General features: G+C 55.2%; 10 protein-coding genes. 7 read left to right on the top strand and 3 right to left on the bottom strand.

Features of this window, described 5'->3' with window-relative positions:
* Positions 1-3 precede the first annotated feature (3 nt).
* From D5066_RS09995 to D5066_RS09975, 5 genes are all read left to right on the top strand, one after another.
* Entirely contained in the window at positions 4-1,080 is a 1,077-nt protein-coding gene (locus tag D5066_RS09995; RefSeq protein WP_119915847.1) for an Ivy family c-type lysozyme inhibitor, read from the top strand.
* Positions 1,081-1,156: 76 nt separating this feature from the next.
* Positions 1,157-1,597: a DcrB-related protein gene (locus tag D5066_RS09990; RefSeq protein ID WP_119915846.1), complete on the top strand. Its 441-nt coding sequence runs from the start codon at positions 1,157-1,159 to the stop codon at positions 1,595-1,597.
* 3 nt (positions 1,598-1,600) lie between these two features.
* A complete protein-coding gene (locus tag D5066_RS09985) occupies positions 1,601-5,959 on the top strand; it encodes an RHS repeat-associated core domain-containing protein (protein WP_119915845.1) in 4,359 nt (1,452 codons plus the stop codon).
* Entirely contained in the window at positions 5,916-6,704 is a 789-nt protein-coding gene (locus D5066_RS09980; protein WP_119915844.1) for a macro domain-containing protein, read from the top strand. Before D5066_RS09985 ends, D5066_RS09980 begins: the two co-directional genes overlap by 44 nt.
* Positions 6,705-6,775: 71 nt before the next feature.
* Complete coding sequence (locus D5066_RS09975; RefSeq protein ID WP_119915843.1) at positions 6,776-7,195, top strand: hypothetical protein; 420 nt, start codon at positions 6,776-6,778, stop codon at positions 7,193-7,195.
* A gap of 56 nt (positions 7,196-7,251) precedes the next feature.
* Here D5066_RS09975 and ychF read toward each other — a convergent pair whose 3' ends face one another.
* Together ychF and pth are read right to left on the bottom strand one after the other, a co-directional pair.
* Positions 7,252-8,346, bottom strand: coding sequence for a redox-regulated ATPase YchF (gene ychF / locus D5066_RS09970; protein WP_010432886.1), 1,095 nt, complete (start codon positions 8,344-8,346; stop codon positions 7,252-7,254).
* Between the two features lie 126 nt (positions 8,347-8,472).
* A complete protein-coding gene (pth, locus tag D5066_RS09965; protein WP_119915842.1) occupies positions 8,473-9,057 on the bottom strand; it encodes an aminoacyl-tRNA hydrolase in 585 nt (194 codons plus the stop codon).
* Between the two features lie 274 nt (positions 9,058-9,331).
* Between pth and ychH the strand changes: the two genes are divergently transcribed.
* Together ychH and D5066_RS09955 are read left to right on the top strand one after the other, a co-directional pair.
* The gene (gene ychH / locus D5066_RS09960) at positions 9,332-9,607 is read left to right on the top strand and encodes a stress-induced protein YchH (RefSeq protein WP_008499505.1); all 276 of its coding nucleotides are present in this window, start codon (positions 9,332-9,334) and stop codon (positions 9,605-9,607) included.
* A 121-nt stretch (positions 9,608-9,728) separates the two neighbouring features.
* Entirely contained in the window at positions 9,729-10,787 is a 1,059-nt protein-coding gene (locus D5066_RS09955; protein ID WP_119915841.1) for a MerR family transcriptional regulator, read from the top strand.
* Here the strand turns inward: D5066_RS09955 and dauA are convergent.
* Positions 10,773-12,452, bottom strand: coding sequence for a C4-dicarboxylic acid transporter DauA (gene dauA / locus D5066_RS09950; protein ID WP_119915840.1), 1,680 nt, complete (start codon positions 12,450-12,452; stop codon positions 10,773-10,775). The two genes, D5066_RS09955 and dauA, sit on opposite strands and share 15 nt — an antisense overlap.
* Positions 12,453-12,514 lie beyond the last annotated feature (62 nt).

Here is a 12,514-nt window from a genome sequence, read left to right as displayed (position 1 = left end):
TTTATGACCAAGAAATATATGGCAGTTGTATTGTTCACCGCTTTATTGACAGGGGGCGTTGAAACGTCAATAGCGCTTGAATTATCCCAATACAACAAGCTCGACACGGTCAGTCACATTGTTAACGACAGCGAAGTGACAGACAATCTCAGGAAAACGCTGGGAAATCATTACCAGACCTTTATTGATAACTTTGATGTCTTCGGTGAACCGCATACCACCACAGGCGGCGGATTGTTTGTTGAAGGCTGGCTAAAAGATCTCTATCAGGAGAATGCATCCGCGATGGTCATCAATCCTGACGGCAAAATCTTTTCAGCCTGGGTGGTTCCGACGTCGGACGTTATTCATTACCAGTCTTCAGAGAATAGCCCGGTTATTCATGCCGATATTCAGCAATGGGCCGTCAGATTCAATACGATGCATTTTGCAACGTTCGGCCAATCAAAACTCGCGTTTGACGGGGACTGGGTTGGCGAATCCGAGAACGACTCGACGTTAACCCTGCGGTTAGCTGAATCAGACAACCGTATCACCGGTTCTTATTGCTATATTTCCCAGAAAGGAAACCGCATTGATTGCCCGGAAGATGATGAGCGTAATCTTAGCGGTACGATCGCAGGCAATCGTGCCAGCGTTGAGTTCAACTCATCGTTTGGCGGCGTAGGTGGACGGGCTGTTCTGGAAATAAAGGGGCGTGAAATGGAATGGCGTTTAGTTACTCCTCCTCAAAAAGGAAATTACTATGCTCCGCTGCGATATACGTTACGTAAAGCCGCTTCGGTTCAACACGCTGAATCCAGAAAACTAGACACCGAAAAGTTCGTTATTTCTCTTATAAACAAGTGCGGCCATTTCGAGAGCGAATGTGACCAGATGGTTTATCTCGGCGTGCGCAAAAGCGATAACAGTACGATCTCCTTAATGGGAAAAACGTTGCGCGACTCCGCAGGTAAAATAATCGGCTCAACGTACAAGAATGGCGAGATCGCTTATACCGTGACGTATGCACCCGTGAAATTGGTTGTCAGTAAAGGCAGCCATGTTTTAGTCGAACAGTCAGGCCAGTGGCTTAAATAACAAAAAAGCCAGCCAAAGGGCCAGCATGGATTGGCCTCTTTTGTTTCTCATCATATTAATCATCCCGAGTTCACTTATGAAATACACCCTCCAGGAAGGTTCGTTTTCCCTATTTCCTGCTGCCTGGCAGGATAACAGCATGAACATTATTCGCGATGACGAAAGCGGGCTGTCCGTGGTGGTCAGCCGCGGCGTTATCCCGGACGGCAGCGACTACGAACAAGAGTTTCACCGCCAGTGGGATGTGCTGCGTCCTCAGATGGGCGAAATTGCCCAGAGTGAATTCCGGAACGTAAAGGCCGGGCCTGACGGAAAAATTAACGGGCTGGAAGTTGAGACGACGTTTGACCGTAACGGGCAGCGCCTGTGGCAAAAACAGCTGGTCGTGCAGACGCCGGGCAAACCGGTATTGATGATTTTTACCCTCTCGGCACTCAGAGCATTCACCGAAGAGGACGAGGTGCGCTGGAGCGCGCTTAAGCAGAGTCTGACGCTAAACGACAACCGGAATGTGTAAGGCATGAGCGATAACAACGCGGCTCGTAAGGGCGACGAGATTATTCACTCCAGCATTTTTGCTGACATCACCAGCATTGTGGCGGAAGGTGCCGCCTATGCGGTGATCGGTGCGGCGGTAGGCGCAGCAGCAACCGTAGCGGCGCCATTGCTGGGGGCGGGGGCAGCAGCTGCAGGCGTGGCGGCGATTGGATCCAGCTGTCTGTTAAGCGGAATTATCGGTGGCGTGCTGGCGAACGTGGCGGGGATCACCGACGATATCAGCAACGCCGCGGAAGGGTTAGGCAACGCGCTTTTCCCGCCGTCGCCTGCGGGCAAAATCACTACCGGTTCGAATAACGTTCTGACCAACGCAATCCCTGCCGCGCGCGCGGCAGGCACGCTGACGCCCGCCGATACGCCGTCCCCTGAGCCGCAGTCGCCGGGCAGCTTTGCCGATTACGCGGGCATGCTGCTTTCCGCCGCCGGACAGTTTGGCAGCGAAATGTGGCAGCCGAGCGTGGCCTCTGCCGCCGCGGGAACCTCACCGCTGGAAGAAGACAAGGTGGCGTGCGAAAAGCACTCCGGGCCGCAGTATCTGGCGGAAGGTTCTAAAAGCGTCTTTATCAACGGGCAGCCCGCGGTTCGCGCGAAAGATCGCACCACCTGTGAAGGTACCGTTTCCGACGACGTCTCCCCGAACGTGATCATCGGCGGGGAGACGCTCACGGTCCGCGATATCAAAAGCGGTAAAACGCCGGGCCTGGCGCTGGGGATGATTGCGCTTTCCCTGCTGCGCGGGCGTCCGGGCAAAATTCTCAAAAACATGCCCTGTGCGCTGGCGGCGGCGGGCGGCGGGATGCTGGCCGATATGGCGGTGAATGCCGTTTTTGGCTCCTCGCACCCGGTTCACGCCGCCACCGGCGTGAAGGTGCTGAATGACGACGACGAACTCGATTTCTCGCTGCCGGGGCGCTTCCCGCTTCGCTGGCAGCGCAGCTACAACAGCCTGACAACCCGCGAAGGACTGTTCGGTCTGGGCTGGGCAACCACCTTTGACAGCTATCTGACGCTGGAAGAAAACAATGCCACCTGGTTTGACGAAACCGGGCGCGAGCTGAGCTTCGAGCTGCCGCCTGTCGACCGCGCATTTTACAGCATCAGCGAAGGCATTATTATCCGCCGCAATGAGAGCGGCGACGTGGCAATTGCAGACGACGACGGCGCGGTGTGGCGTCTGTATAAACCGACCCGGGCGAATCCATCCATCCTGCGTCTGGCCTCCCTCAGCGATGAATACGGCAACGCGCTGCTGACGGAGTGGGACGAGCACGGCAGGCTGGTCGGTCTGCACGACGAGCCGCGGGCAATCGACGTCACCCTGCGCTATGAGGATGCACGTTTCCCGCAGCGCGTTACCGCTGCCAGCCATTTCGACGGCAACCAGACATGGCCGCTGATGCAGTGGGGCTACGACGCGCGCGGCCAGCTTGCGAGCGCGACGGATGCCTCCGGCGTGGTGACGCGTGAATACCGCTATAACGAGCACGGGCTGATGGTCTGGCACCGCATGCCGGGCGGTCTGGAGAGCGAATACCGCTGGAAACAGTTCGACCACTGGCGCGTGGTGGAAAACCGCACCAGTACCGGCGACGGCTGCCGCTTTAGCTACGATTTAGCCGCCGGGCTGACGACCGTCGAGCACTATGACGGTCAGACGCGCCGCCACTACTGGAACGCGCAAAATCTGATTATCCGCTATGTTGACGAGCGCGGTGAAAACTGGCGCTACGAGTGGGATGACAACGAGCTTCTGACGCGTCGCATCGATCCGCTCGGCAATGCCGTCACCTTCGTCTACGACGAAATGGGCAACCGGGTTCAGGAAATCGACGCCGACGGCAATGTCCGCACCACCGCCTGGCTGGAACACCGCGCGCTTCCCTCGGCCATTATCGAAGCCGACGGCAGCGCCACCCGCTTCTGGTACGACGAACACCACGGTCTGAAGCGCGTGGTGGACCCGATGGGGCAGACGACGCTGCTGCGCCGGGACGAGTTTGGGCAGGTTGTTGAGGAGGTCGATGCCGCCGGAAACAGCCGCTACCAGGAGTACAACGAGGCCGGACAGATTGTGCGGGCGACGGACTGTTCGGGGCGTATTACCCGCTATCGCTATCACCCGCTGGGCTGGCTGGTGGCAGAGATTAGCGCCGACGGTGAAGAGACGCGTTACCGCTACGACGCCGCGGGGCGTCCTGTGCAGCTCGATCGCCCGGAAGGCTGGACGGAATCGCTCAAATGGAACGAACGTGGCCTGCCGGTGAAGCATGCTGGCGCCGACGGAAAAGAAAGTGAGTTCAGATACGATGAGGTCGGGCGCTTAATCGCCACGCGCAATACCCAGGGCGAAGAGGTTCACCGCCGCTGGGACAGCCGCGGGCGTCTGATTGCCCTGGAAAACGAAAACGGCGAAGCGTACCAGTTCCGCTGGGGCGCGGACTCGCTGCTGCTGGAAGAGATAGGGCTCGATGGCGTGGCCTCACAGTACCGCTACGACGCCTGCGGACGCACGATAGCGCGCACGTTCGCCGCCGGTCATCCGGAGGCCATCACCCACGCCTTCGCCTGGAGCGCGAGCGGCCAGCTGGTCGCCCGCACCACGCCGGAAGGCCAGACCCGCTACCACTACACTCCGTCCGGGCTGTTAAGCCGGATTGGGCTGCACCCGGCGCTTTCAGCCGACGCCTGGACCACTGAGGCAGAGCAGGAGCTTGCCTTTGAGTATGACGCGCTTGGTCGCGTCACGCGCGAAACGGGTGAGCACGGAGAGCTGGCGTGGGAGTATGACGCGCTGGGCAACCGCACCTCCGTCACGCTGCCCGATGGCCGCGAGCTGAAGCAGTTCTACTACGGCAGCGGGCATCTGCTCAGCATCGCCCTCGATAAGCTGTCGGTCTCTGATTTTACCCGCGACGAGCTTCACCGCGAGACCAGCCGCACCCAGGGGCTGCTGACCACCCGCAGCGAGTACGATCGTCTTGGTCGCCTGCATCGCCGTGACGTCTTTACCGGCAATGCCCAGCGCCCGTCGCCGCGCCGCTGGTCCCGCCGCTGGGATTACGATTACCGCAATAACCTGGTACGGGAAGAGCGGGACGATAACCCGTTCAGCTGGTACCGCTGGCAGTACGACAGCGCCGGGCGTCTGCTGGTTCAGGACGGTACGCTGCCCGGACAGGAGCAGTGGCGCTGGGATGCAGCCGGTAACCCGCTGGAAGGTTCTGCTGAGAAGGTCACGCACAACCGCCTGACGCAGCTGAACGGCATTCGCTGGCGGTATGACATCCACGGCCGCACCGTTGAGAAGGATAACGGACAGACCCGCTGGCACTACCGCTACGACGGTGAGCACCGCCTGACGGAGGTCATCAGCCAGCCGCGGGATCGCAACAGGTCGCAGACGCAGGTCAGCTTCCGCTACGATCCGCTCGGTCGGCGCGTCAGCAAAACGCGACGCCAGATACTGGGCGGACAGCCAACCGGCAAGCCGGTCACCACCCAGTTTGTCTGGGAAGGGTTCCGGCTACTGCAGGAGGTGCACGGGGATGTGCCGCTCACCTACGTCTACAGCGATCAGAACAGCTATGACCCGCTGGCGCGTATTGACGGCGTAGATGCCCCGGAGATCTTCTGGTTCCACTGCCAGCCGAACGGCACGCCGGAGCGGATGACGGATATCGAAGGGCAGGTGCGCTGGGAAGGTGTGAACAGCGCCTGGGGCAAGCTGCTGCGGGAAAGCGAGACGCAGGTATCAGGATATTCTCAGAACCTGCGCATGCAGGGGCAATACCTGGACCGTGAGACAGGGCTGCACTACAATCTGTTCCGGTATTACGACCCGGACTGCGGAAGGTTTACGCAGCAGGACCCGATAGGGCTGGCGGGGGGGATAAACCTTTACCAGTATGCGCCGAATGCGCTGGGGTGGGTGGATCCGTGGGGGTTGACGCCTAAAACATTAATTCACTACACGACTGAAGAAGGGATGAAAGGTATCACGGAAAGTGGTGTAATAAGACCTTCATCAGGAGATATACACGCCCGCTTCGGGGATGGACAATACTTCACTAATATCAGACCTGAAATGATTGGCGGACGAACACTCAAGGATGTTGGAGGAACTGGAAAAATGTCTCTGGGTCAATTAGCAGCTGATATATATGGTGACGCGAGGAAATTAAAAGGCATAAGCCATTTTGTCGAAATAGATGTTACTGGCTTAGATGTAATTGAACCTCGGAAAAATACATTTTTGATCTTAAACACAAAAGATCTCGATGTCTCTAAAAGAATTGTTAAAAGTGGGAGGAGTTGTGGTTGAGGTGAAAAAATATTATAAAGGAAATGTTGATTTTATTGCAGGTGAAGGGATTATCCTCAATGAATTCATAGGAGAGGTGGCCACTCGACAAATAAATATTATAGATGGTGATTATTATGCTTCTTCCTCTTTGCTAGATAAAAATGAAAAAGTTGGTTTCCTGCTGTATGACGGTAAGAAAAGCGAACTTGACTTAAGTGACGCCGAAGAAATTTCGAATGATGAATTTGAAACAATCTGGGAAAGATCAACGGCTTCATTGCAAGAAAAAAAGAGAATAAATTACTTATCTGGAGATGCTGTGGAACCTTTGAAAAAATCCACAGTTATTGCTCATATTGTGAATAATAAAGGGAAATGGGGTAAAGGTTTTGTTCTGTCCCTTTCAAATAAATATCCTGCTGCAAAGAAACACTATCTCAGTAGCTTCAAAGAAAATAACATTCCAGAATTAGGGGTGGTTGATTTTGTCAAGATTGATGAGCAAGAACAAATATTTATTGCTAATATGTATGCGCAGGATGGTATAAAGAAAAATATCAATGACAAAAATCAATATGTATGTTATTCATCCTTGGCTGTTTGTCTTGAAAAATTATCTGACTTTGCTTTGGTGCACCGCCTTTCAATACAAATGCCAAGAATAGGGGCAGGCCTCGGCGGAGGTGATTGGAATGTTATAGAGGCATTAATACTAAAAACTATATGCTATAAGATGATTGATTGCAATGTAATAACTTTATAATCTGCAATCAAAATTTAGCAATGCATTTTATTATATTTGGTTGTTGTTTAAGAAAGGGTGTTTTTATCTAAATGGATAAGGGCTTTAGTATGCAAATATCTATAACAAATACAATTGAACAAGGAAACGAGTTACACGGCAACCAAAAATACGCCGAGGCTTTAGAGCAATACCAAAAAGCCTGGCAAACGCTTCCTGAGCCAAAGCTCGAATGGGAGCTCGCCAACTGGATCTCTGACTGCATATACAGCGCATATTTTGATCTCGCGGATTACGCTGAGGCGAAGAAATGGGGAGAGACGACATTACGGACACGTGGATCGGATATAGACACTGCACCCTTAATCGATCTCGGCATGGTCTGTTATGAGTTGAATCAATTCGAGGAAGCGTATAAATATTTTAACGATGCTTATAACTACGGCAAAGAGCGTGCGTTTCAGGATAGACCTAAAAAATATCTGGAGTTCTATCTGCGCAAGAGGGGATAAGTTCGTTAACTTAAAAAAAACCACGCCAGAGCGTGGTTTTTTTCATTCAAAACCAATCAAACGTTAAACAAGAAGTTCATCACATCGCCATCTTTAACGATGTAATCTTTCCCTTCCGCACGCATCTTGCCTGCTTCTTTCGCGCCTTGCTCACCCTTGTAGGTGATGAAGTCTTCAAACGCGATAGTCTGCGCGCGAATAAAGCCTTTCTCAAAATCGGTGTGGATCTTACCGGCCGCCTGAGGTGCAGTCGCACCCACAGGGATGGTCCACGCACGCACTTCTTTCACGCCAGCGGTGAAGTAGGTCTGCAGGTTCAGCAGCTCGTAGCCCGCGCGGATCACGCGGTTCAGGCCCGGCTCTTCCAGACCCAGCTCGGCCATGAACTCTTCACGGTCAGCGTCGTCCAGCTCGGCGATGTCGGATTCAACGGCAGCGCACACGGCTACAACCACAGAACCTTCAGCCGCTGCGATTTCACGAACTTTGTCCAGGTATGGGTTGTTCTCGAAACCGTCTTCGTTAACGTTGGCGATGTACATGGTTGGCTTCAGGGTCAGGAAGCTGAGGTATTTGATAGCTGCCTTGTCTTCTTCAGTCAGGTTTTTCAGCGCGCGCAGCATGCCCGCGTTTTCCAGCTGTGGCAGACATTTTTCCAGCGCAGCCAGTTCAGCTTTCGCGTCTTTGTCGCCGCCTTTGGCTTTCTTCTGCACGCGGTGGATCGCGCGCTCGCAGGTGTCGAGGTCAGAGAGCGCCAGTTCGGTGTTGATGACGTCGATGTCATCAGCCGGATCCACTTTGTTGTTTACGTGGATGATGTTGTCGTTCTCGAAGCAGCGCACAACGTGGCCGATCGCTTCGGTTTCACGAATGTTGGTCAGGAACTGGTTACCCAGACCTTCGCCTTTGGAGGCGCCTTTTACCAGGCCCGCGATGTCCACGAACTCCATGGTGGTTGGCAGAATGCGCTGCGGCTTCACGATTTCCGCAAGCTGGTCCAGACGCGGGTCCGGCATTGGCACTACGCCGGTGTTCGGTTCGATGGTACAGAACGGGAAGTTCGCCGCTTCGATACCCGCTTTGGTAAGCGCGTTAAACAGGGTGGATTTGCCCACGTTTGGCAGACCGACGATACCACATTTGAATCCCATTTCTAAATCACCTTAATATCTTGGTAATCAATCCGTTAACGATAACCGATTGATGAAAAGTAAATAACTACGCCTATTATACACGTAACCCGCATGACGCGCGGTAAAAAAGCCGTATCGGGCGGATTATTGCGCTTTGAAAGCGTGTAAGCGGTTTGTCGCTTTAGTTAAGCCGTCTTTCAGCCAGATTTCGGTGCAGCGCGCCGCTTCGTCTACCGCTTCGTCAATCAGTTTCTGCTCAGAAACCGCGGGCTTACCGAGAACGAAACCGACAACTTTGTTTTTATCGCCCGGATGGCCGATTCCCACGCGCAAACGGTGGAAATTCGGGTTATTGCCCAGCTTGCTGATGATATCTTTAAGACCGTTGTGACCGCCGTGCCCGCCGCCCAGCTTGAATTTTGCCACGCCGGGCGGAAGATCCAGCTCATCGTGAGCCACCAGAATTTCATCCGGATTGATGCGATAAAACGTTGCCATCGCCGCCACCGCTTTGCCGCTCAGGTTCATAAAGGTGGTGGGCACCAGCAGGCGAACATCCGCGCCAGCGAGGTTGATACGTGAGGTATAGCCGAAGAATTTGGGTTCTTCTCGCAGGGGAGCACGTAACCGCTCGGCCAGCAGATCGACGTACCATGCCCCGGCGTTGTGGCGGGTTGCCGCATATTCTGCGCCTGGGTTGGCGAGGCCGACAATCAGTTTAATCGTCACGATTTAATTCCTAATGGGTTCCAGATCTGGCGCGTAGTTTACTGTCTGGCGCGCCGCTTGACAAAATTCTGCGAGCGTCACAGCGGAATACAAATAATTACTTACCTGAACAATTAGAATTTCAAGCTGTTCAAAATGTTATTTGTAAATTTTTGTCTGGGAGTTATCTGTAATTGTGATCATTCACGCAACTCATAAAAGGGGCGTTGTCTATACTTTACACACAAGGATTAGGGGCTTTTCCCCTGACAACCCAAAGTTCCGGAGGTGACACATGAAACGCAAAAACGCTTCGTTACTCGGTAACGTGCTGATGGGGTTGGGGCTCTTCGTGATGGTAGTCGGCGTAGGTTATTCCATTTTAAACCAGCTGCCGCAGCTTGATCTCCCGCAATACTTCGCGCATGGCGCGGTACTGAGCATCTTCCTCGGTGCGGTGTTGTGGCTCGCCGGGGCGCGCGTGAGCGGACATGAGGAAGTCTGCGATAAATACTGGTGGGTGCGCCACTACGACAAACGCTGTCGTCGCGACCAGCATAAGCACAGCTAGTGCCTGATTAAGAACATCGAAACGACTCCATCCGGAGTCGTTTTTTTTTGCATAGCATATTGACCCTCACGTAACGTAAGGCTCCAGAGTGGTGGCACTGGCAAAGTAAAAAGGAGCAGTTATGTTGATTCAGGTGGGTGAGCTGGCGAAACGAGCCGGTATCACCGTGCGGACATTGCATCACTACGAGCAAACAGGGCTGTTGCTGCCTTCTGCCAGAAGCGCGGCAGGTTACCGGCTTTACAACCTGGCGGATGTCCAGCGTCTGCACATGATCCAGGCGCTGGCAAAAGCGGGGCTGGAACTTGCTGAAATAAGGGGTTTTCTGGAAAAGGAGTCGCTGACGTTAAGCGAATTACTCGATGCGCAAATTACGCTGCTGGATAAACAGCTGCGCAGCATACACACGCTGCGCGACCGGCTGGTGGAGCTGCGTACCGGGCTTACCGACGATGCGACGCCGGATCTGGAGTCCTGGCTACAGACTCTGGAGTTAATGAATATGTACGATCGCTGGTTTAGCAAAGAAGAGTTACAGCAGCTGCCGTTTGCGGTGCAGAAGGATGCGCTGGCGGCTATCTGGTCAGGGCTGGTGGCAGAGGCAAACGCGCTGCTGGAACAGGATATACCCGTAACTGACTTGCGGGCGATGGATCTGGCAACGCGCTGGATGGAACGCCTGGAACAGGACACGGCGGGCAAGCCGGAGTTTCTCACACGCCTGAACGAGATGCACAGCGTGGAGCCTCAAATGCGCGAGCAGACCGGCATCACGCCGGAGATGACCGATTACATCACGCGCGCGTTTGCGGAATCTAAGCTCAGCATCTGGGAGAAGTATCTCACTGTCGAAGAGATGGCCTTTACCCGAGCGCACTACTTCGATCGCATGATGGAGTGGCCGCCGCTGGTGGCAAAGCTGCATCAGGCGCAGCGGGAAAATCGCGATCCTGCCTCGGAGGAGGCGCAAAAGCTGGCGGAAAACTGGCTGGCGTTGTTCCAGTCGTACGCAGGGACGAACCCTGAGACTCAGCAAAAGTTTCGCACAGCCATGCAGCAGGAGCCGCATCTGATGAAAGGCACGTGGATGACGCCTGCCGTGCTGGGATGGCTCCAGCAGGCGATCGGGGTGATGATGCAGAGACGTTTCTCTGCATCGGGTAACTCACAGATCCGCTAACGCGGCTTCTCGGTTAGGGTAGAAGGAGAGTCGGCCAGGGATTGGCTGTACGCCCGCGCGCGCCATGGTGCGCAGGGGCTGGAATTCCAGGTTGCTCACCCGCAGCTCGCAGCCTTCCGGCAGACGTGCAACGAAGCGCTGGAAGGCATCCAGACCGCCGGCATCCAGCACCGGAACGGCATCCCACTTCAGAACCACAATTCGTTTGCCCGCGATGCGGGACTCCAGTTCGCTGAACAGACCTTCCGCCGCGGCGAAGAACAGCGGGCCAATCACGCGCAGAACCAGCACATCGTCAGGCACCTCAACGTTAACCGGAGAGAGGCGCGTCATCTGCGCGATGCGGCGCATAAACAGCAGGGACGCAAGCACGATCCCGACGCTGATGGCGATAACCATATCGAACAGCACGGTCAGCGACATACAGATCAGCATCACGATGATGTCGTCTTTTGGCGCGTGACGCAGCAGGTTCACTACCTTATGCGCCTCGCTCATGTTCCAGGCCACCATTAGCAGCAGGGCGGCCATGGCGGAAAGCGGCAGCCATGAGAGCAGTGGGGCGAGGATCAGCAGCGCCAGAATCACCAGCAGGGAGTGCATGACCGCCGAAACGGGTGACGTTGCCCCCGCGCGCACGTTGGCCGCAGAACGGGCGATGGCAGCCGTTGCGGTAATACCGCCAAAGAACGGTGCGATGAGGTTGCCTAAGCCCTGACCGACCAGTTCGCTGTTGGCTTTGTGCTTGGTACCGGTCATGCCGTCGAGCACCACGGCGCAGAGCAGGGATTCAATCGCCCCCAGCATCGCCATTGAGAACGCAGCGGGCAGCAGGGCGCGCAGCGAATCCCAGCTCAGTGTAAAAGTGGAGCCCGGCATATCCCACGGCAGTACCAGCTGCGGCAACAGTTGCGGAATGCCGCTACCCTGTGAACCGTCCGCCAGAACATAGTGGAACTGCGAGCCGATCGTCGCGACATGGCCGCCGAACATATTGACGACCGCCATCACCGCACAGCCCAGCAGCAGCGCGGGCAAATGGCCCGGCAGGCGAATACCGAGGCGAGGCCAGACGATCAGCGTCCCGAGCGTCACAATCCCAATGGCGGCGTCGCCCAGGTTGGCCGTCGGCAGCGCCATAAACAGCGCTCCCACTTTTTGCAGATAGTGTTCCGGAACATGAGCCATCTGCAGGCCGAGGAAATCCTTGATCTGCATGGTTCCGATGGTGATACCAATCCCCGAAGTGAACCCCAGCGTCACGGAAAGGGGAATATATTCAATCAGGCGTCCAAAACGGGCCAGACCGAACAGAATTAAAAAGAGGCCGGACATCAGGGTGGCAACCAGCAGGCCTGCCAGACCAAACTGTTGCGAAACGGGGTAAAGGATCACCACAAACGCGGCGGTCGGGCCGGAGACGCTGAAGCGCGAGCCCCCCGTCAGAGCAATGACAATCCCGGCAACCGCCGAGGTGTACAGACCGTACTGTGGCGCAACGCCGCTACCAATCGCCAGCGCCATCGCCAGCGGGATGGCAATAATGCCGACGGTGATCCCGGCTATCAGGTCACGCACAAAACGTGACGAGGTGTACTTCTCTTTCCAGCAGGCGTCGATGAGGGCGCGAAAGGGCAGAACATGTGAGGAGGCTACGTTTTTCACAATTATCTATCATCCGTATGCGCATCATCTGTCATGTGAATGGCAGGTGAAGGAGGCATTAA

The sequence above is a fragment of the Enterobacter chuandaensis genome, from assembly GCF_003594915.1.
Lineage (GTDB): Bacteria > Pseudomonadota > Gammaproteobacteria > Enterobacterales > Enterobacteriaceae > Enterobacter > Enterobacter chuandaensis.
Note: the sequence above shows the minus strand (reverse complement) of the source record. Positions and strands in the feature narration are given on the sequence as shown.